We start from the raw sequence: 22,170 nt of genomic DNA on the forward strand, positions 1-22,170 counted from the left end.
TATTAATTAGTATCTATAATTATATATTTAATATATATATAAAAATATAAATTGAAATCACTTAAATAAATAGTATAATTTTTTAGTATATAGTAACCTGATATATACCAATTTTAAGAGCGTGTGGAAGAGATGGTTACTCTCGTTATTACACCACGTAATGAATATCACAAGAAATGAGGTATTGCAAATGGCTCCAAAAGCAAAACAAAAAGAAATAGTTAGAATTGCAAAAATTCAACTTATCGGCGGCCAAGCTAAACCAGGTCCTGGATTAGCTTCAATAGGTATTAACATGGGAGAGTTTACTAAAGCTTTCAATGATAAAACCAAAGATAGAAACGGCGAAATTGTTCCTACAATTATTACTGCTTACAAAGACAAATCATTTATCTTTGAAATCAGAACTACTCCAGTTTCTATATTATTAAAAAAAGCAGCTAATATAAAAACAGCTGGAAAAGATCAATCTAAAGATCTTGTTGCTACAATTTCTAAAGAAAAAGCCTTAGAAATTGCTAAATACAAATTAACAGACGCTAATGCATATGACGAAGAAGCAATGTTAAGAATGATAGCTGGTACTGCTAAACAAATGGGAATCAAGATTGAGGGTGTTGACCCAATAGTTCACAAAGGTGGTAAATAATAATGGCTAAACTTTCTAAAAAAATGAAAAACAATCTAAAGTTAGTAGATCCAAAAAAACTATATCCATTAACAGAAGCAATTACATTGGCTCAAAAATCATCAATCTCTAAATTTGATGGTTCAATTGATTTGGCTGTTAAATTAAACTTAGATACTACTAAAGTTGAACAACAATTAAGAGGTTCTATATCTCTTCCTAATGGTAATGGTAAAGATATCAAAATATTAGTTATTGACGAAGATGCTAAAGAAGCTGATGTTAAAAAAGCAGGTGCTACATATGTTGGCGGTAAGTCAATTATTGCAGAAATCGAAAGTTATATTAATAAAATTGATTTAATTATTACTACACCAAAAATGATGCCTTTATTAGCAAAACATGGTAAAGTATTAGGTCCTAGAGGATTGATGCCAAACCCAAAAATAGGAACAGTAACTCCTGATGTTATTAAAACAACAGAAGAATTTGCAAAAGGTAAAGTTGAATATAGAACTGATTCATTTGGAAATATTCACTTAAGCGTTGGAAAAGTATCGTTTGATGCTAAAAAAATAGAAGAAAACGTTAAAACCGTCTTATCTCTAATTAAATCTAAAAAACCAAGCACAGTAAAAGGAACATATATCCAAAATGTTTCATTGTCTCCAACTATGGGGTCTGGTGTTAAAGTTATTATTGAAAAATAATTAAGAAACTTTAAAATAAAAAAAAGAGCTTTAAAAAGTTCTTTTTTTTATTTGTCTTTTTTAAATAACAAGTAATAAGAAAGATAACCGAATCCTATGGTTACCAAACCAACAAGTGCTGATATACCAAAAATAAATATTCATTCTGAAGATTCTTTAACAGAAACCTTGATGTCATTTCATTCCGGTGGAATAACGGGACTAGTTCCTTCTGGTTTAGTTGGTTGATTTGGATTTGCTGATTGGTTGCCACCAGATTCTCCTCCAGTTCCTTCTCCAGAACCACCTTGACCACCTTGATCAGGAGAGGGAGGAAGAAAATTATAACCCCCTTTAATCACAATGCTAACTAGTTTGTGAGATGCATCTAAAGGAGTTGGGTTTTTTGTTCCCTGTGGAACAAATCAAACACTTTCACGAACACTTATTTTAGCGCCCCTAGGAACAATATCAAAAATTAAATCACCTGCACCAATCTGTCTTGGATTTATACCAATTATGTGATATTTGTAACTAGCTAAACCAAAATATTTCTTTGAAAGAGCTTCTCAAAAATTAGGCAATTGATTTTGCAAAGGTATTTTTGAATCATATTCATCCATTAACATCACATCATCTGTACTTAAAGGAAAACCATCTGGATAATTAGTTAAAAAATAATTTGAATTTCAATAGTCACTTGGTAGAGTTTTATCCGCCAAAGCAGGATCAAAACCAGAAACAGTAATTCTCTCTGAATGGGCTGCAATCTCTTCTTTTGAACCTATGGTGTTTTTATTTCTTCATGTAAGGTCTATAGAAAATGAAATTTCTGTTTGAGTATTAAAATCAAGTGCAACATCTGCGATTACTACTCTATGTATTTTAGAATCAAAAGAAGCAGATGTAGAAATCAGTTTAACCCCTATTTCTTTTAGTAATTTGCTTGTTGGAATTAAAAGACCACTTGAATCTCATGAACTAACTTCAGAAGTCAGTTCAGCTAAATATGTTGCAACACTATATGTTGCTGGTGCTTTTGCTGTTTTGTTTATTTGAATACTGTAAATACTATTAGCATTGTTGACTGTATTAGCAAAATTTTGAATATTGTTTTCTCTAGTACCCAAAAATATCATTGGAATTGAAAAAGCCATAATAGATAAAAGAGTAATTTTTGTTTTAGTAATTTTCATTTTTATTTTCCCTTCTATTTATTTTTAAATAAGGCTTTACCAAATGGAGAAAGCATAGCAACTGAAATAATTAATAATAGGAATGAAATTAATGACATTATTGCAATCGCAACAGCCTCGCTTCCAGTTACTTTATTTTCAATATTAGAACTCATTCCAGTTATACCGGGTTTTGTATCGTTCGGATCGCCTTGTGGTGGTGGATCTGGTTGAACTGGTTGATCGGGTTTGTGATCTGGTTTATCTGATGGTGTAGAATCATCAGGAACTGTTTGATCTGGGTTTGCAGGGGGTACGCTGGGATCGTTATTGTGAATTGGTCAAACAACAGTGACATTAGTAAAGTCGTTTATTGGATTTTCAAAATGTATTTGGTTTTGAAAAAGAATAGTTCTGATTTCACCGTTATGATCTTTTCATTTAGTACCCACAAAAGATATGTGAAACGTAACATAGTAGTCACCCTTTATAACTTGTTTTAAAGTTGGTGAAACAACTCAATTTTTTGTTAAAAAACCATAAAAGTGTTCAGTTATGTTTTTTCATGCTCCCGGGCCTTGTTTTTTAGGACCTAATTTTGGATCAAAAACTTCTAATTTTCCTATATCGTTTGCATTAAACTCTTGTGGGCTTATTTTAGGAAATCTTTTAGAAATATCAGATTGTGCAATTAAGCCTTTTATGTTAATAATGGCAGAAGTATCCCTTCCACTTCCTAATGTTCTAGGAAATAGTCCAACTCTAAAACTAATTTCTGTTCCAGTGTAGTTAGATCAAACATCATTAACGGTTAATGATCATTTCACATTTGCTGGTAACGAAGTTGGTAATTTGGCAATTTTTAAACCTAGTTGATTTAAAAGTTTTGTATCAAGTGTGGCGACCGCATTATTCGGTGTTTTTTCAAAAAGATTAGAAAAAATTTCAACTTCTTTGTATAACTGAGGTATTATTTTGATTGCGCTCGTTTTGCCTCCAAAATCAAAGATAGTTTTTTTGAAGTTAATATTATTGGTTGTATTATTACTTTCGTTTTGATTAATTAATGTTTGGTCCACGGCCTTAGCATATCTTTCAACTAATTCCTTGTTCACAACATTATTAGATAACAAAACACCAGTCGTTGCTGTTAATGCTGTCAAAGCGACCGTTGAGGATAATAATACTTTTTTACCGAAATTCATTTTTACACCTTAAATATATTATTTAATTCATATACATTATTTATATATATTTTATAATTTTTTTGAGATTTATACTTAATTAATATATTAATCAATATGAATAAAACAAAAACAAGAACCAAAATTCTTGTTTTTTTATTTATTAAACTTCACAAATTTATGATTTTGAACAATAACTATGTCGCCATTATTTATGTTTTTATAATCAAAAGATTCTAATGTTTCTTCCAATTGCTCTTCGACGTTTAAACCCTCTAAAATAATTAAATTTTTTTCAATATAAACACCAGAAACAACATATTTTTTCTTTCAAAAAATCATACTATTTTGAGGTCCTAAATTCTTTAACAATGTTGCCATATCCCTTATTGTTATTATTAACAGTTGGGTTTTGCTTAACTCAATTATTCAAAGGTTCTCATTTTTTAACTATCACATCTATTTCTTTTGTCGTGTCCTTTGGGTTGTCTCTAATAATCTCTTCTCTAGTTTTTCCAAACTTTCTTGTTCCCTTGATCATATCAACACCAATGTTTTTTCTTTTTAATGTTGCTGCATATCTTTTTATAGGATCTACATCAGGAAGTGTATATTTATCATTATCACCAGCAGAGATTCAAACTTCATTTGGATCAACTAATTCATTAATAAAATATTCACTATTAGATCCATTAGTAAAACTTCCGTGATGTGGACTTTTTAATATAGTGGCTTTAAGTTCTTTCATATTTTTAGCGGGTATTACACGCTCTAATCATTTATCGTCTTTGTTACTACTTGTTCCACTAGCCAAATCACCAGTATAAAGAATAGATTCCGAACCTCATTGAAATTTGTTAATTAGACTTCAAGCATTATGATCAGTTGGAAATGCTGGGGCTTGTGAAGTTCCAATTATGGAAAAGAAATTTCCTTGACCAAAATCAACAATATTTATATTTTCTCTTTGACTTCAATCTCTCGAATCCTCAAAAGTAACTTTTTTATCTCTTAAAGCACCAAGTGCTTTTTTGGCAGTCACAGTTAAATTTTCGTGTTTCAAACCATATTGTGCTTCACCGAAATTAAATAAAACAGTTGAGTTTTTAAAAGTAATGTCTTTTTTTAATGGTTTATTGCTTCTATCAACTAGAGTTTTAATAGCTCCAATATGATCAAAATGCAAGTGAGTTATAACTAACAAATCAACGTTTTTAACATCATAAGTTAATAACTCATCAACTAAAGATTCCTTTACAACATTTGAGGATTGATTTTCCACACCAAAATCTATTAATATATTAAAATTATCTTCTTTGGTTTTAAAATCAGCATCTTTGCTAACTTGAACAAGACCAGCATCACCTTGACCAACGTCAAATTGAACAGCTCTTGCTTTCGATAAAGCAGTTGTTTCAAAGTTTATTGTTTTTGTGTTTGAAGTTACTGGTTTTTCTGTAACAATTGGTGGTGTTGAGATCTTGCCAAATTTCTCATAAGCAAAATAACCTCCTACACCAATAACAATTGAAAGTATAAGACCAACTATACCACCGCCTAAAGTTTTCTTTTTCATTTTAATTATCCTTATTTTTTAAATAGATTGGCTTTTATACAGAATTCCAAAACAATAAATAAAATGCCAACAAATGTCAATGTTAAAGTTATTCAATTATGTCTATAAAAAATATTTTTAAAGACTTCTTTATTTTTCTCATTTGATTTTACATATTCAACTAAATTCAAAATTCCATAAATTAATGTATAAAACAATATACCTCATGAAATACCAGCAGATATTGCAAAACCTAACATACCAAACAATATTATTATTCCAAGTATTGGGATATCTATCTTTTCTTTTCAATTAAAATTTTTAATTTCAGATATCATCATTATTCCAATAACAATAACTATTGGAGCAGTAACTGGCTGTAGTTGTCCTATTGTTGGATTTCCTATTGGCATTAAGGGTCCTATCAATGGATAAAAAGCAATAGATAAAGCAAATAAACTAGCAGTTATAACAGAAGCCAGTCCTGTTCTTGCCCCTGCGGATATTCCTGCACCAGACTCAACAAAAGTAGTTACAGATGAGTTTAGTAACAAAGCCCCACTAATTGTGCTAGCTCCATCAACATAATTAACTCTTTGAATTCATTTATTATTTATTTTTGGGTTTTTATCATCTATCAATTTGGCTTCATTTCCAAGAGCGATAATTGTTCCTGATGTATCAAAAAAATCAAAATATAAAAATGTGAATATAGCAACATAAGCAGCTGGTGATGAAAAAGTAGAAGATCAAGTTTTTGAAGAAAACAACTGATTATACAATCCACCAAAATGACCAAAATCAGAATAATTCTTTAACTGAAAGGCCTCTTCTAATCCAGAATTCATTAATAATGAATAATTTGTTCCCTTTAATATTCCATAAGTCATAGAAAGCATAATTACAGAAACAATTACCATTATTAAAAAAGAATATTTAACTTTACAAAAATGTAAAACAATACCTATAACCATACTAAGTATACCAACAATAAGCATCGGATATAAACTATGCAAAGGAGAACTGGGTTTAAAAATTCCCCCAATCTCTGTAGGTGCTCCTACAACTTCGGTTGAATTAATTAACCCAAGACCAGAAAGACCTATGAACGCCATAAAAAAGCCAATCATAACATTAAGTGATAACTTAAAGTTTTTTGGTAACAATTCTAATAATTTTTTTCTAAATGGTGTTACAACCACGATCGCGTATAAAATACCAGATAGCATTACACAAACAAGCGCTTGAAAATAATCTAATCCAAAACCACTTGAACTAGCAACAGTAAATGTGAAGAAGGCGTTTAGTCCCATTCCGGGAGCCAATCCAATCGGAACATTCGCAAATAAGCCTATTGCCATTGTTCCCAAGAAAGATGATAAGGCAACGCCCAAGAAAAGAGGCCCTATTGCAGAGGAATCAATTCCAGTTGAATTAGACAACATTCCCGGATTAACAGCCAATATGTACATCATTGCCAGAAATGTTGTGACTCCACCTATTATTTCTTTTTTAATTGTAGATTTTCTATCCGAAATCTTAAAAAAACTATCTATTTTTTTAGTCTCGAACTTCAAACTCTTAATAGAGGACATTTTTCGTTCTCCCAAATACAAGATAAATTTATTGTATAGTATTTTAAGTTCAAATTTATTAAATTTTTATTTAAAATAAAAACATCAAAGGCAATAAAAAAATGACCGAAATTAAAATAAAAGAAAACGATGTTGGGAAAAGAATAGATAATTTTTTATCGAAATGTTATCCTACAATTTCTAAGGTTCTAATATTCAAATTAATAAGAACAAAAAAAGTTAAATTAAATAAAAAAACAGTAAAAAACGATACAAGATTAAATCTCGATGATGTAATCACAATATACTATCATCTAGAAAAAGAAGAGAAAGACGCTTCTTTTTTAAGAGCCAACAAAAAGCTGACCGTTGTTTATGAAGATAAAAACTTAATAATAATTGACAAACCAGTTGGTTTAATAGCACACGAAGATGCTACACACATTTACGATACAGCAATCAATAGAATCAAAAAATATCTACACGAGAAAAAAGAGTATGATTTTCAAAATGAAAATATATTCTCACCAACTCTTGTTAATAGATTAGATAGAAACACTTCTGGATTAATGATGGCAGCAAAAAATAGTCAAGCCTTAGAAGAACTTAATTATTTAATAAAAAATAGATTAGTAGAAAAAACATATTACTCGATAGTTCATGGGAATTTTAATAAACAAACATTAAAAACAAAACATTATTTATTAAAAGACGAAAAATTTGTAAAAGTTTATACAAAACAAATAAAAGGTTCAAAAGAAGCTATTACTGAATTTAGTTTTGAAGATTCCATAAGAAACTTTACATTATTAAAAATAAACCTGATAACAGGAAGAACACATCAAATAAGAGCTGTTCTTAATTTTTTAAACTTCCCAATTTTAGGAGAACAAAAATATATAAGAAAAGGTTTCACGAAATTACAAAAAGAATTCAAACACCAAATTCTTTTGGCTCAATCAATAAAGTTCAAAGAAAATAATTTAAAACTTCTTTCTTATCTTTCAAATGAAGAATTCGAATTAGATTATTCAGAACTTTACAAAATCATGAATTATTTAGATTCTAAATAATGTTCTTCGAAAAGCTTCTTAATTTTTCTATTCACGTGATTAAGAAAACTTTTTGTAATTTTAAGACCATATTCTTTTTCTAAAATTACCACTAATTTAGACAAACTCTCTTCGGGATATTTTTTAAGACAAGAAATATATTTCATTTCCTTATCATTAAATTTTCTCAACAAAAATCTGTTAGCTAATTTTTCCACTCTGTCAAGAGTGTCATTATTTGATTTAACTGTTTTTTTAATATTAGAAATTTCTAAATTATTTAATCTTTGAAGTGAATTATAAAAATCTCTAGTTATTCTGAAATCTTCAAATTTATACATATTTTCTTCGGTATTCATAAGTTTTAAAATATCAGAAATATCATCAAAACTTTTAAAATAAAAGGTGTTTTTGTTTCTTCTGTTAATTTTCTTGTGATCCAATCCAAATTCCGACATGATAAATTCAAATATTTTAGAGACTTTATCGCTCTCTATTCTAAATTCCAAATGATTAGAACTAGTCACCGGATTACTTAAACTTCCCGAAAAAAGAAATAACGAAGAAATAACAGCCCTTTTGCAACACTCTCTTGATAAATCAAAATCGAAATCGAATTTATCAAACAAATCTTTTGATGAAGAAGAAAATTCAAATCTCATCATATATATATTTCTTTGATCTTGTATGCTTTTAATATTTGATAAAAAAACATCGTTTCTGGTTTCAGAAACATATAATTTTAAGTGTTTTTTTATAAATTTAAAACTATTCAAGAATTTACTTTTCAATTCTCAAACTATTTTGTTTTCTTCTCAAGATATTTGTGCATTGTTCATTAATGCAATTTTTAACATATTTAAAAAACAGTGTTCTTCGTATTCCAAAGAACATATTTCTTTTTTAACTATTTCACTAAAACTTATCTCTTTTATTTCGTTCATTTTTTACTGAAAATATAGTCCTTTGCAGCCAATGCAGCTACAGTACCATCTCCCACAGCTGTTGATATTTGTCTAGTCTTTTTAAACGTGATATCACCAGCAGCGTATATTCCGTCATACATTGTTTTCATATCTTCATCAACATCAATAAATCTTGTTGTCTCAGACAATATACTCTTAGAATTAACCAAGGGAGAAACCGGTAATAAACCAATGAAAACAAAAACACCAGCAACCTTGATTTCTCTTTTAACTTTTGTGTTTTGGTTTTGAATTGTAATAGATTCAATATCCTTATCACCATTATAAGAAAGAGTGTCAGATTCCATTATTATTTCAATGTTTGGTTTTGATTTCATTATTTCAACAGCTCTAGCTTCAGCTTTGAATTCTTTTTTATTTGAAATAACATAAACTTTGTCAGTTACGTTAGATAGATATACAGACTCTTCCACAGCAGATAATCCACTACCTATAACAACGACTTCCTTACCTTTGAATAAAGAACCCTCACAAACAGCGCAATAACTTATACCTTTGTTATCAAATTTCTCAAGACCTGGAATTTCTAATTTTCTGTTTTTCATACCCGTACTAATAAGTACAGTTTTTGTTAATATAGATTCTCCTGATTTTGTCTTAACAACTCAAAGATCATCTTCTTTGACTACATCAACAACTTCTTGCATTTGAAACTTAACTTCATTTTTTGCAGTTTGTTCAAACATTTTAAAAGCTAAATCAGCTCCAGATATAGAACTGAACCCCGGATAGTTTTCAACTATTCCGGTAGTAGCAACTTTACCACCTGGATTTTCTTTATCTAGCATCATTACACTAAGGTTGGCTCTTTTTAAATAAACAGAAGCTGACATTCCAGCAGGACCGGCTCCAATTATTACACAGTCAAAACTTTTATTATTCATAATTATCTCCTTGCATAAAATATTTTTTCACTATTTTTTCTTAAATTTCTTTCATCAAAGAAAATTTCTTTGAATTTTCTTTTTTCAACATTATCAATTAATCATTGTTTAAAAATTTCAAACAATTTATAGTCTCTCAATTTATCTGCAATAAATTGTGAATAAATGACCAAGAATAACCCTGTAGCCATTAATAAACCATTTAATATAAAGGTTCCTTCAAATTTAAATAAATGAAATCTTTGAGATTCTAAAATAGACCTAGTTATTCCATAAAGAACGAAATACATTCCACTAACAACACCTATCTTTATATTTCTGTTTCAAGGTAACAAGAAATAAAGTATACAGAACGAAATTATTCCAGCAAAAGAAGAATATAGAAATAATGGTTGATATATAACACCATTAACAATGTTGCTGTTAGGATTTAAGCCGGTCGTTATTTCAGATACATGAGCAATCATCCCACCATAAACTCCAGGCATTAATGTTTTTAATCAATGGAGATCTCCTGGTGTGGATGCTAAACCGAACAATTCACCATTAAAGAAATTACCTCATCTTCCAATCGCTTGTCCAAATAAGATAGTAGGAATCATAGCATCTGCATACACTCATAAACTAGGTCTTCTAATATAAACCTTTCCATCTTCTATTACCCTCTTGTGATATTTTTCGTTTTTCAAAATTAACCAAAAGAATATAACAGCAGAGAGCAATCCAAATACAACACCACCCTGGACAGCCATCCCGCCAGTTTTAAAATCAAAAAACGTAGACCAATCCGTGACACCATTCGCGTCTGCGTTATTTCCCATTAGGAAAGATCACAATCTAGCCCCCAGTAAAATCATAGGTATTCCTATGAATATAAAATAAAACGCAGGATCAACCGCAACCTTATATCTTCATTTAATAGCAATCAAATAAATAACAATCGCCGATGCATAACCTATTAAAGTAAAAATAGCATATCATCTAATTTCCAATCCAGCAACTCAAAAAGCTACACCGAATGCGCTGTTTCCGAAGGGATTTAAACCATCTGGAGACATATTTCCCCTTTCTTTTCTTTTTCTAAAAAATATTAGAACTTATTTCAAATTATATTAAGTTTTAATTAATATATTTGAAATAAATAAAAAAATCCGTTTTGCTGATTAAACAACAAAACAGAAGATAACCAATGATCATTACTTTTCTTTTTTTCTCTTAGCTAATGATTCAACAAAATAACTAGCAGAATCAAAGCCATTATTTATTTGTTTAAAGTTAGCGACCGCTGTCTCTACAATATCAGCCATATTTCTACCTGGTATAACGGGTATTCTGAAAAGTCTTATTTTTTTTCCTTCAAGTTCGTAATATTCCTTTTGAACACCAACTCTATCTGGTGTTCTTGGATCATATTTTGATTCTTTTATCAACTCAATAACAACTTCTATCGTTGTCTGATTTATCATTTTTTCAATACCAAATGTTTTGGAGAAGGATAAAACTCCAAGACCTCTAATTTCTATGAAATCCTTAGAAAGTTCAGAGGCGTTGGCGTATATTTTATTACCAACTCTTTTTATATCCACAGCATCATCGGCAATAAAAATGTGTCCTCTTTTTATTAACTCTATTGTAAGCTCGGACTTACCAACACCAGAATCACCAATCATCAAAGTTCCTACACCGAATATAGAACTTAAACAACCATGAATCATAGAAGTTGAAGAAATCATAGATATTAATCAATTCGAAAGCAATAAGTTCAAATCATAAATCGAGTGTTTGCTTTTAATTATAGGTATATCAAATTTAGAAGCAACTTCTAGCAAAGTTTCATCCCTTTCAAAATTAGGTCCATAAATAATCAATGGAGGATTAAGTTTTAAAATTTGTGTTAGTCTCTTTCTTTGAATTGATATAGACATTGTTTTAAGATACCTTGATTCTGTTGAACCTAAATAAACAATGTCAAAAAGCTCTTTATATATAATAGCGCCAGAAAGCTCTAAGCCCACTCTGTTAAAATCGGTTGATTTTATTTCTCTATTTAAAGAATCATTATTCAAAACAACTTCCAAATCAAACTCTTCCACAAGATCTGAAACCATAGGTTTTTTGCTCATAATTTTATCCCTTTCTTGAATACACCATTTTCTTATCGACAACGATAATAGCCTTATTATCCTCCAATCTATAATGATTGGTTTTTCTAGCATTTATAAATTGTAGTATTGATTGTATTTTATTCTTATTTATTCTTTCTTCTCCGTTAAATCTAAGAAATTTATAAATTAAATGAAACTTATCTTCTTCTTCAAATGTTTTGAAAACACTTAAAGAGAATTCATCTTTTTGTCAAAACCCAAACCAAGAAGATATTTTCTTTTCTCTTTTTTCATTACTTTGATTGAAATCTAAAACCTCTTTTATTTTTTTTTCGAATTCATCTTTTGTTCATTTTTTGATTTCTGTTCTTATTTTGTTTCTAGAATAAATTTCTGATTCATTACTTTTGTCGTTTCAATACTTTATATTGTTCTCTTTGCAATACTCTTCTAATTGAAATTTTCTATATCCGAAAAGAAGTGGTCTAAAAACTTTTAAAGATTTTCAGTTAGAGTATTCTTTAATTCCTAAATATAACGTCTTTGAGTTTCTTCTTTGTTGATATATAGCGGTTTCCAAAAAATCATCTAAATGATGAGCTATTAAAATTGTTTTTATTTCGTGTTTATTAGACATTTTTAAGAAAAAATCATACCTTATTCTTCTTGCTAGATTTTGAAAATTTTCACCGTTATTGTATTCAAATTCGTCTACAATTAATAATTCAAAAACTTTATTATTTTTTTTACAGAATTCTTCTACTGTTATTTGCTCTTGATCCGCTTGTTCTCTTTTTTTGTAATTAACAAAACAAACAACAGAAATTTCGCTTGAATACATATGAAGCATAGCCATTGAGTCGGGTCCACCACTTACCGCAGCTAAATATTTATTTGATTGCATTGTGTTTTGACATGACCTTTTCAAAATCTTCTAAAATAAAATCATAAGCAGCTATTGATGCTTTTTTGATAGCACTGTTTATCATTTTGCTTTCCTCGTTGTTAAATTTCGATAAAACATATTTCTTTGTTTCAAATTTCGGTTTTCCAATACCTATTTTAATTCTTTTAATTTCTGTTGTTTTCAACAAATCAATTATGTTTTTAATTCCATTTTGACCACCGGACGATCCTTTTCTTTTCACTCTAATATTTCCGACAGGGGTATCTAAATCATCATAAACAACCAATATATCTTTTGTGTCTATTTTAAAAAACTTTGAGATATTCAAGACAAACTCTCCAGATAAGTTCATATAGGTTAAAGGCATCGCAAAAACAACTTCTTCACCATTTATAGAAACTTTAGTGAATTTGCCTTTGAATCGTTCTTTGTCACAATCAACATTAAGAGTTGATAACATGTTGTTAATCACCATAAAACCAACATTATGTCTTGTATTTTCGTATTCTTTGCCTGGGTTTCCAAGACCAACTATCATCTTCATTATCAACACCTTATCAACACGTTTTAAACGTTTAATTTATTTTTTCATATATAGTATAAATATATATAATGATTATATGTTGTTAATCAATAATCAACAAATATAAATAACATAATAATAATTTAAAGATAAATTAAAGATGAAAATAATTTTAAACAAAGTAAAATTTTTAAACAATTTAAAAAAAGCTAATTTAATCGTTGGGAATAATTTGAATATGAACCCTAATTTAAATTCGATTTTATTAAGTGTTGAAAATAATCAAATAGAATATGTTTGTACAAATGGCCAATCAAACCTTAAATTGAAACAAGAAGACGGATTTGAAATAATTGAAGAAGGTAAAATTTTATGCAGACCTAGAATAATGATTTCTGTTATTTCAAAATTAAAAGAAAAAGATTTGGAAATATGCAAAGTTGATGATTCGATCATAAGAATAAAAACTGATTCATTTGAATGTCAAGTCAATATATTGGATGAAACTATATACCCGATATTAAATTTTGATTACAGAGATTTTAATAAAGTAACTTTTAAAATCCAAGAATTAGAAAATGTTATTTCAAAAGTTTCATCTAATGTACTACAGAATGTAGAAGTCACAAAACCATTAATCGCCATTCACTTTCAATCTTCTGAAGATAATGATTCCATTGAAGTTATTGCGACTGATGGATTTAAAGTTTCTAAACTAACGTTAGACAAAAAAGAAGAACCTTTGAATTTATTAATAGAACCCAATATGATCAAAACAGTCAAAAGCATAATGGAAGATCAACAAATAGAGATATTGTTTAAAAACAACATGATCATTTTTAAAGATAATGTCTCTGTAATAACTTATAGAATAATCGACGGTTCATTCCCTAACGTGCATGCTGCTTTTGAGCATCCGGTGATAACAAGTTTTGTGTTAGATAAAAAAATAATTATTGATGCTCTTGATAGAGGTTCGTCTTTTGTGTCTGGAGAAAAAACACCATCTGCCAAATTGTTATTAGGTAATAAGAAAATGGATATTAAATTCGAATCTTATGAATTTGGTAACTCAGAAGAACAAATAGAAATCAAAACCTTAGAAGGAGAAGCGCTTGAAATAAATCTAAACGCACATTTCTTGATTTCTATATTGCGTACATTCGAAAATGACGAAATCGAGTTTAATTTCTCTGGCAAATCGAAACCATTGGTTTTAAAGGACCTTAGAGATAAAAGTTTCGTTCAATTGATGCTCCCTACTAGGTTTTAAAAGTCATTGAAAATAACCCTATTATTTGATATAATAAAGGTAGTAAATATGAAACAGCGTGATATTAAGAGAATAAAGATAACTAGTGAGTACATTACACTAGGACAATTATTGAAATATGCAGGAATCATAGAAAATGGTTCTATGGCTAAAAGTTTTCTTTTTGAAAATGATGTTTATGTAAATGACGAATTAGAAAATAGAAGGGGGAGAAAAATTTACAATGGCTTTGTCATCGTTATAAATGGTGATGAATATTGTATTTTTTCGAATTAACCAAAATGTCAAATAAGAAATATGATAGTGAGAGTATTAAGATCCTTAAGGGTCTTGAAGCTGTAAGGACTCGTCCCGGTATGTATATCGGTTCAACAAACACTCAAGGATTGCATCACATGATCTGAGAAATCGTTGACAACAGTATAGATGAAGTTGTTGCTGGTTTTGCACGATATGCTTCTTTGCAAATAAATAAAGATGGTTCTATTACCGTTGAAGATGATGGTCGTGGAATTCCTATAGATATACATGAAGAAACCAAAAAATCTGGTGTTGAAACTGTTTTAACTGTTTTACATGCTGGTGGAAAATTTGATAACGAATCTTATAAAATTTCTGGAGGATTGCATGGTGTTGGTGCTTCAGTTGTTAACGCTTTAAGTGAATGATTCAAAGTTTGAGTTGCTAAAGAAAACAAAGAACACTACATCGAGTTTAGAAATGGTGGTATCACACAAGCTCCACTTAAAGAGATAGGTTCTACTGATAAAGAACATGGTACAAAAATTTCATTCTTCCCTGATTATACGATTATGGAACAATCTAAGTGAGAAGAAGAAAAGATAATGAATAGACTTAAAGAACTTGCTTATTTAAATAAGGGTTCTTTAATCAAGTTTGTTTCTGAAAATTCTAATATTACCAAAGAATGAAAATTCGATGGTGGTTTAAAAGAATATGTTAGAGATCTTAATGAACAAAAAGAAAAATTCACCGAAGAAATCATTTATGGTGAAATAGAGCAAAAAGTTCCGGTTATGATAAGTAATAGAGTTGAAGCTGAAAAATCATATTATCAAATTAAATGTGAAATTTCATTTCAATACAATAAGACTTACAATCCTTCTATTCATTCTTTTTGTAATAATATCAACACTACAGAGGGTGGAACTCATGAAGATGGCTTTTTACACTCTATAGTTAAGTGCGTAAATAAATATGCTGCAAAAAATAAATTAGTTAAAGACCCAGCTGCTGAAAAAGTAACGAAAGAAGATGTAGTTGAAGGTTTAACCGCAATCATTTCTATCAAACACCCTAACCCACAATATGAAGGTCAAACTAAGAAAAAACTTGGTAACTCAGAGGTTAGAAAATTTGTTATAGATGTAACAGAAGAAATATTTGAAAAATATTTATTAGAAAATCCAGAAGATGCGGATTTGATTGTTAAGAAAGTTTTCTTAGCAGCTGATGCTAGAAAAAAAGCAGCAAAAATCAAAGAAGAAACTAGAAGAAAATCTCCATTTGAATCTAACTCACTTCCCGGAAAATTAGCTGATTGTTCTTCAAGAGATTCAAGTATTACAGAACTTTATATAGTTGAGGGTGACTCTGCTGGTGGTAGTGCTAAATCTGGTAGAGAAAGAGAATTTCAAGCTATATTACCTTTAAAAGGTAAAATTCTTAATGTTGAAAAAAGTAATTACGAAAAGATTTTATCTAGTGATGAAATCTCTTATATAATAACAGCTATCGGAACTGGTGTTCTTGGTAATTTTGAAACTGAAAAGTTACGTTATAACAAAGTTATAATAATGACTGATGCTGATGTTGATGGTGCTCATATTAGAATATTACTTTTAACATTTTTCTACAGATACATGAAAGAGCTTATAACTGAAGGGCACGTTTATATAGCGCAACCTCCTTTATATAAGTTTAGTGTTGGCAAGTCAATTTCTTATGCTTATTCGGAAGAAGAATTAAGCAAATTAAAAGAAGAGGCGGGAGATTCTAGGTTCAATATACAAAGATATAAAGGTCTTGGTGAAATGAATCCTGAACAATTGTGAGAAACTACAATGGATCCTGTAAATAGAATGCTTTTAAAGGTTAGTGTTGAAGATGCTATAGCCGCTGATAAAGCATTTACATTATTCATGGGAGATGATGTTGCTCCTAGGAAAGAATACATCGAGAAAAACGCTAAATATGTTAAGAACATCGATGCGTAATTAGGTGGATAAAATTAATGAAAAAAACTTATAAAAAATTAACCACTGAGGATATCAAGAAACAACTTGATGAATCTTCAGTTAATGACTTGCCGATTACGGACGAATTACAAAAATCTTTCTTAGACTACGCAATGTCTGTTATAGTTTCTAGAGCTTTACCCGATGTTAGGGATGGTTTCAAACCGGTTCATAGAAGAGTTCTTTATGCTGCTTATGGTCTTGGAATGTTTGCAGAAAAACCTTATAAAAAATCAGCTAGATTAGTTGGTGAAGTAATTGGTAAGTATCACCCGCATGGTGATTCTGCTGTTTATCAAACAATGGTTAGAATGGCCCAAACTTTTAGTATGAGATATTTACTTGTTGATGGTCATGGTAATTTTGGTTCTATTGATGGTGATAACCCAGCTGCTATGAGATATACTGAAGCTAGACTTTCTAAAATTTCTGGAACCATTCTTGAAGATTTGGACAAAGATACAGTAGATTTTGTTGAGAATTATGATGGTAATGAGCAAGAACCAAAAGTTTTACCAGCTGCCTTTCCTAACTTGTTAGCAAATGGTACTAATGGTATAGCTGTTGGTATGGCTACCAATATGCCTCCTCATAATTTAAATGAAATATGTAGTGCAATTAAGGCTACGATAGAAAATCCAGAAATCGATGTTGATGGATTGATGGAGCACATTAAGGGACCTGATTTTCCAACTGGTGGTGAAATCCTTGGCGATGAGGGTATAAGAAATTACTTCAATACGGGTAAAGGAAGTGTTCCTATAAGATCGAAAGTTGATTTTGAAGAACTTCCAAACTCAAAAACAGCTATTGTTGTTTCTGAAATACCTTATATGGTTAATAAAACAAATTTAATCGAAAAAATTGTTTCTTTGGTTAAGAGTGATCAAATTAAAGAAATTTCAGATCTTAGAGATGAATCTAATAGAGAGGGTATAAGGGTTGTTATAGAACTTAAAAGGGATTCTATTCCTGAAATCGTTCTTAACAAGTTATTTAAATCTTCTCAATTGCAAGTCAACTTCTCTGTGAATAATCTTGCATTAGTTAATGGACAACCAAAAGTTCTTTCTTTAAAAGAAATAATCACTAATTATTTAAATCATCAGCATGAAGTTATAGTGAGAAGAGCTAAGTTTGATTTAAAGAAAGCTGAAGCTAGAGCTCATATAATTGAAGGTTTGATTAAGGTTTTAAGCGATATTGACAAAGCTATAAAAATAATTAAAAGTTCTCAAACAACAGAAATAGCTTCTGCTGCTTTAATGAAAGAATTTAGTTTATCAGAAATACAATCTAAAGCTGTTTTAGAAATGAAACTTAGAGCCTTAACTGGTTTAGAGTATGAAAAGCTTAAAAAAGAATTTGAAGAACTTCAAGCTTTAATTAAGAAATTAAAAGAAATTATTGAATCTTTAGAAATAAGAAATAACATGATAATTGAAAAATTAGATTATTTCGTAAAGAGATTTGGTGATGAAAGAAGAACTGAAATACTTTATGGGGTTAGTGCTGATGTTGATGATGAATCATTAATTCCAGAAGAAGATATTTTAATTACTATGAGTTCAAAAGGGTGATTCAAAAGAATTCCTGTTGATACTTATAGAACTCAACATCGTGGTGGTGTTGGAGTTGTTGGTGCGAAAACACACGATGACGATGATGTTGAAAAAATAATTATTTCAAATACTCACTCTGATTTACTTTTCTTTACCGATAAGGGTAAAGTATATAGAATCCGTGGACACCAAGTTCCTAATGGTTCTAGAATATCAAAAGGTATACCTGCTCAAAACTTCTTACAAATAGAGAAGAAAGAAAAAGTCCTTAGTGTTCTAACTGTTAATGAATATGACGAAAGAACTTTATTCTTCATAACTAAAAAAGGTGTTGTTAAACGTTCTAAAATGAAGGATTTTGAATCAATATTTGCTAATGGAAAAATTGCCATCGGACTTAGAGGGGGCGATGATCTATTTGCTGTTCATATTACTCATGGTGGTGATGAGATCTTCATTGGTGCTTCTAATGGTAATGTTGTTAGGTTTAATGAAGAAGAAATTAGAGTCATGGGAAGAACCGCGGCCGGTGTTAGAGGAATCAATCTTGGTGAAAAAGATTATGTCGTAGGTTCTGGAATATCATTTGACGGACAATACATACTTTCATTAGGTGAAAAAGGTATTGGTAAATTAACTAATAAAGATGATTACAGATTAACTAAACGTGGTTCGAAGGGTGTATTTACACTTAAAGTTAATGAAAAAACTGGTAAGCTTGCTTCAATTAAATTAGTTAATAAAGAAGATCAAGTTTTAATGATTTCTTCAAAAGGTAAAGTTATTAGAATGAATATCGATTCAATTTCTATTATTAGCAGAAATACTTCGGGTGTTAAATTAATGAATATTGAAAATAATGAGATTGTTTCTTCAGTGGCTATATTCAAAGGTGAGGAAGAAGAAAATGTCGACTAAAATTGAATATGCTGAATTGTTTTTATCTGAACTTTGTGAATATCTAAAAAGAAAAAAGATACTTTATAATGTTGCTTATAGAAGTTGAGTTGACAATCCAGATGCGCCAATTTATTATGACAACAAAAAATTTAAAACGTATTGTGATCTTGCTATTTTTATAATTGAAGACAACAAAAAAATTAATTTATTTTTTAATTTTAAGATTAATTCTTTTTCTTACACACTAGACTATAGATATAAAAGATTAGTTAAAGAAACAAAAAATGGTGTTAGAAGAAATGACAATGATTTCAAAGTCGCTTCTAAAACCGTGAAAGAAGATAGATACGCAGCTTATATATTTGCATTGGGTAATAAAGCAGAAGATAATTTCGAAAACGATTATAAAAAAAGAATATTAGCTTGTGGCATGAAAAATAAATCAACGGTTGTTGGTGCTGTTATTAGAAACATATTAGAAAATTAATAAGGCCTTGCCTTATTTTTTTTATTCTGTTTTTGAATCACTAAAATTGTGTATAATGATTTCACCATTAAAGAAAGGAATTTTATTTATGCAAAATTCAAAATTTTATATAGATTCATTAACTTGTACATCTTGTGCTGCAAGTATTGAAAAACATTTATCTTCTAATGAAGGGATCAAAAACTTCTCTATTGATGTTTTAACTAAAGTTGTTGAACTTGAGTATGATAAAGAAGTTTTTAATGAAAAAACAATTCTTAAGTTCCTTAACAAGAGCGGATATTTAGCAGAAGAAATCGATGATTAATAAATTCAAAGAACTGCCAAAGAAAAAACAAAAACAAATAAGAAAAATTATAGAATTAGTAGTTGTTTTGGTTGTTGCTGCGGTTTTAGAAGGTGTAGATTTTTATTTCATGTTTTCTAATCAACCAAACAACCTCAATGAATTCATTTTTTCTTGAGTATCATTAGGCGTTTCTTCTTCCATTATTTTCACCATCGGACTTAAACGTTTTAGAGATTTCTATTACGAAGTTTTTAAAAGAAAACGTTTAGGGATGTCCACTCTTGTAATAATAAGTGTGGTTGTCGCTTATCTTTTTAGTTTTTATCCGTTGATATCTAACACTATATTAATTTCAAAAGGTGATTATACTTCTCATTTATTAGGAGTTTTCTTCTCAACAGGAACTGTGATTATGGCAATAATTTCAATTGGTGATTATGTTTCATCTTGATTGAAATTAAGAAGTAGTGAAGATCTTTCAAAACTTTCAAAACTAAAACCCACTCATGCCTTAAAAAGAGTCGGTGAAGAATTCAAAGAAGTTAGAATAAGAGAACTTAATGTTGGTGATGTGTTGTTTGTTGATAAAGGACAATATATACCAACCGATGGAATATTATTATCAAACAAAGCTATTGTTGATCAATCATTATTAACAGGGGAATCAGATCCGGTTATAAAAACTCACAAATCGGATATTATAGGCTCTACGCTGAATATTGGGGAACCTTTCGAAATTGAAGTTAATAAAAGAATAGGTAACACTGTAATAGATTCTATTATCAATCAAGTTGCCAGAATACAACAACAAAAACCAAAATACCAAAAAGTAGCAGATAGAGTATCAGCATTCTTTATACCAATTGTTCTAATTTTATCTTTAGCTGCTTTCTTGTTACAAGCTTTTGTTCCTGGTTTTAATCAAGCTTTAGATAATCTTAATGCAGGAAAGAGTGGCGATTATCTTTCTTCTCAATCTTTTGTCTTAGCTATCTACTCTGCAGTTTCTGTCTTGGTTGTAGCTTGTCCTTGTTCTCTTGGATTGGCAGTCCCTCTTGCACTTGTTGTTGGTTCTTCAAAGGCTTCAAAAAGTGGTGTTATATTTAACAATGCTGACGCATATGAAAAAATTAAAAAAATCACAACACTTGTTTTTGATAAAACAGGAACTGTTACTAAGAATAAATTAACTCTGGTTGATTATCTTTCTTCAGAAGAGGATTTGAGAAATATATTTTCACTGGAAAGAAATTCTCAACACCCAATTGCTAAAACTTTATTCATTGAATTTGAATCAAAATTTTCAGATAAAGATTTGATTGAATTTGAAACATTCAAAGAGAAACCCGGGTTTGGTGTTATAGGAAGCAAAAACTCCGAAGAACACATTGTAACTAATTTAAAAAGTGTTAAAAATAATAAATATTCTATTAATAGCGAAATAAAAAAATTCATCGAAAAAAACAAAGAAAAAACTTTATCTTTTTATGTAAAAGACAAAGTTGTTAAATCTGTCTTCGCTTTAGAAGTTGAATTGACAGATAGTGCTGTTGATACGTTTAAATTGTTAAAAAAACTAAAATTCAAAACAGTCATTATAAGTGGTGATAATCAAAACGCCACTTCTGAAATTTCTAAAAAACTAAATGTAGATGAATTTTATTATGAAACAACGCCGCAAGAAAAAGCAGATTTAATTAAATCCATGCAAGATAATGGTGAGATAGTTGCTTATGTTGGTGATGGAATGAATGATCTAAATGCATTAAAACAATCAGATTTATCATTCTCTTTTAATGAAAGTAACGAAATAGCTAATTCAATTGCGGATGTATCTGTGTTAAACTCGAATATTTATACTGTATACAAAACTCTTAGAATTTCACAAGCAACAAGAAAATTAATAATTTTAAATTTATTTTGAGCATTTTCATACAATGTGATTTTAATACCCTTAACGGTTCTAGGTTTTCTACCTCCTTATGCTGCTGCGATTTGCATGCTGGCCTCAGAAGTAATAATATTGTTATCAACTCTATTTTTCAAAAACAAGAAAATATCTTTAATAAATAAAAAAGAAAATAAAGAATTTAAGAATTTAGAAACCAAAATTTAACCAATTTTGGTTTTTTTGTATTA

21 protein-coding genes are annotated in these 22,170 nt (G+C 29.4%); 10 read left to right on the top strand and 11 right to left on the bottom strand.

The window, feature by feature from the left end; genetic code table 4:
- The first annotated feature begins 190 nt into the window (after positions 1-190).
- Positions 191-649 (top strand): 50S ribosomal protein L11, encoded by a 459-nt coding sequence (gene rplK, locus AC27EK_RS01745; protein ID WP_487231636.1) that lies wholly within the window; start codon positions 191-193, stop codon positions 647-649.
- A gap of 2 nt (positions 650-651) precedes the next feature.
- Positions 652-1,338, top strand: coding sequence for a 50S ribosomal protein L1 (gene rplA, locus AC27EK_RS01750; protein WP_487231637.1), 687 nt, complete (start codon positions 652-654; stop codon positions 1,336-1,338).
- A 47-nt stretch (positions 1,339-1,385) separates the two neighbouring features.
- Here the strand turns inward: rplA and AC27EK_RS01755 are convergent, their stop codons facing one another.
- The 5 genes from AC27EK_RS01755 to AC27EK_RS01775 form a co-directional block, all read right to left on the bottom strand.
- The gene (locus AC27EK_RS01755; RefSeq protein ID WP_487231638.1) at positions 1,386-2,513 is read right to left on the bottom strand and encodes a hypothetical protein; all 1,128 of its coding nucleotides are present in this window, start codon (positions 2,511-2,513) and stop codon (positions 1,386-1,388) included.
- A gap of 14 nt (positions 2,514-2,527) precedes the next feature.
- Positions 2,528-3,697, bottom strand: coding sequence for a hypothetical protein (locus tag AC27EK_RS01760; RefSeq protein ID WP_487231639.1), 1,170 nt, complete (start codon positions 3,695-3,697; stop codon positions 2,528-2,530).
- Positions 3,698-3,832: 135 nt separating this feature from the next.
- Positions 3,833-4,018 carry a hypothetical protein gene (locus AC27EK_RS01765; protein ID WP_487231640.1) on the bottom strand — a complete coding sequence of 62 codons (186 nt, stop codon included), beginning with the start codon at positions 4,016-4,018 and terminating at the stop codon, positions 3,833-3,835.
- 1 nt (position 4,019) lies between these two features.
- Positions 4,020-5,252, bottom strand: coding sequence for a ComEC/Rec2 family competence protein (locus AC27EK_RS01770; RefSeq protein WP_487231641.1), 1,233 nt, complete (start codon positions 5,250-5,252; stop codon positions 4,020-4,022).
- Positions 5,253-5,263: 11 nt separating this feature from the next.
- Positions 5,264-6,826 carry a solute carrier family 23 protein gene (locus AC27EK_RS01775; RefSeq protein WP_487231642.1) on the bottom strand — a complete coding sequence of 521 codons (1,563 nt, stop codon included), beginning with the start codon at positions 6,824-6,826 and terminating at the stop codon, positions 5,264-5,266.
- 101 nt (positions 6,827-6,927) lie between these two features.
- On the opposite strand from AC27EK_RS01775, the gene AC27EK_RS01780 reads away from it, so the two are divergent.
- Positions 6,928-7,878 (top strand): RluA family pseudouridine synthase, encoded by a 951-nt coding sequence (locus tag AC27EK_RS01780; RefSeq protein WP_487231643.1) that lies wholly within the window; start codon positions 6,928-6,930, stop codon positions 7,876-7,878.
- Here AC27EK_RS01780 and whiA read toward each other — a convergent pair.
- The 6 genes from whiA to pth form a co-directional block, all read right to left on the bottom strand.
- Positions 7,860-8,801 carry a DNA-binding protein WhiA gene (whiA, locus tag AC27EK_RS01785; protein ID WP_487231644.1) on the bottom strand — a complete coding sequence of 314 codons (942 nt, stop codon included), beginning with the start codon at positions 8,799-8,801 and terminating at the stop codon, positions 7,860-7,862. The genes AC27EK_RS01780 and whiA overlap by 19 nt on opposite strands.
- A complete protein-coding gene (locus AC27EK_RS01790; protein WP_487231645.1) occupies positions 8,789-9,727 on the bottom strand; it encodes an NAD(P)/FAD-dependent oxidoreductase in 939 nt (312 codons plus the stop codon). Before AC27EK_RS01790 ends, whiA begins: the two co-directional genes overlap by 13 nt.
- A 2-nt stretch (positions 9,728-9,729) precedes the next feature.
- Complete coding sequence (gene lgt, locus AC27EK_RS01795; RefSeq protein ID WP_487231646.1) at positions 9,730-10,785, bottom strand: prolipoprotein diacylglyceryl transferase; 1,056 nt, start codon at positions 10,783-10,785, stop codon at positions 9,730-9,732.
- Positions 10,786-10,923: 138 nt separating this feature from the next.
- Complete coding sequence (gene hprK / locus AC27EK_RS01800; protein WP_487231647.1) at positions 10,924-11,850, bottom strand: HPr(Ser) kinase/phosphatase; 927 nt, start codon at positions 11,848-11,850, stop codon at positions 10,924-10,926.
- A 4-nt stretch (positions 11,851-11,854) separates the two neighbouring features.
- A complete protein-coding gene (gene tilS, locus AC27EK_RS01805) occupies positions 11,855-12,736 on the bottom strand; it encodes a tRNA lysidine(34) synthetase TilS (RefSeq protein WP_487231648.1) in 882 nt (293 codons plus the stop codon).
- Positions 12,723-13,283, bottom strand: coding sequence for an aminoacyl-tRNA hydrolase (pth, locus tag AC27EK_RS01810; RefSeq protein ID WP_487231649.1), 561 nt, complete (start codon positions 13,281-13,283; stop codon positions 12,723-12,725). Before pth ends, tilS begins: the two co-directional genes overlap by 14 nt.
- Before the next feature lie 139 nt (positions 13,284-13,422).
- Between pth and AC27EK_RS01815 the strand changes: the two genes are divergently transcribed.
- The 7 genes from AC27EK_RS01815 (at position 13,423) to AC27EK_RS01845 (ending at position 22,147) form a co-directional block, all read left to right on the top strand.
- Positions 13,423-14,535: a DNA polymerase III subunit beta gene (locus AC27EK_RS01815; RefSeq protein WP_487231650.1), complete on the top strand. Its 1,113-nt coding sequence runs from the start codon at positions 13,423-13,425 to the stop codon at positions 14,533-14,535.
- A 48-nt stretch (positions 14,536-14,583) separates the two neighbouring features.
- Positions 14,584-14,811 (top strand): S4 domain-containing protein YaaA, encoded by a 228-nt coding sequence (gene yaaA, locus AC27EK_RS01820; RefSeq protein WP_487231651.1) that lies wholly within the window; start codon positions 14,584-14,586, stop codon positions 14,809-14,811.
- Positions 14,812-14,816: 5 nt separating this feature from the next.
- Positions 14,817-16,772, top strand: coding sequence for a DNA topoisomerase (ATP-hydrolyzing) subunit B (gene gyrB, locus AC27EK_RS01825; RefSeq protein WP_487231652.1), 1,956 nt, complete (start codon positions 14,817-14,819; stop codon positions 16,770-16,772).
- A gap of 17 nt (positions 16,773-16,789) precedes the next feature.
- Entirely contained in the window at positions 16,790-19,273 is a 2,484-nt protein-coding gene (gene gyrA / locus AC27EK_RS01830) for a DNA topoisomerase (ATP-hydrolyzing) subunit A (RefSeq protein WP_487231653.1), read from the top strand.
- Complete coding sequence (locus tag AC27EK_RS01835; RefSeq protein ID WP_487231654.1) at positions 19,263-19,742, top strand: hypothetical protein; 480 nt, start codon at positions 19,263-19,265, stop codon at positions 19,740-19,742. The genes gyrA and AC27EK_RS01835 overlap by 11 nt, the downstream gene beginning before the upstream one ends.
- Before the next feature lie 88 nt (positions 19,743-19,830).
- A complete protein-coding gene (locus AC27EK_RS01840) occupies positions 19,831-20,049 on the top strand; it encodes a heavy-metal-associated domain-containing protein (RefSeq protein ID WP_487231655.1) in 219 nt (72 codons plus the stop codon).
- Positions 20,042-22,147, top strand: coding sequence for a heavy metal translocating P-type ATPase (locus AC27EK_RS01845; protein ID WP_487231656.1), 2,106 nt, complete (start codon positions 20,042-20,044; stop codon positions 22,145-22,147). The genes AC27EK_RS01840 and AC27EK_RS01845 overlap by 8 nt, the downstream gene beginning before the upstream one ends.
- Positions 22,148-22,170 lie beyond the last annotated feature (23 nt).

This window comes from Ureaplasma rhincodontis, assembly GCF_057537535.1.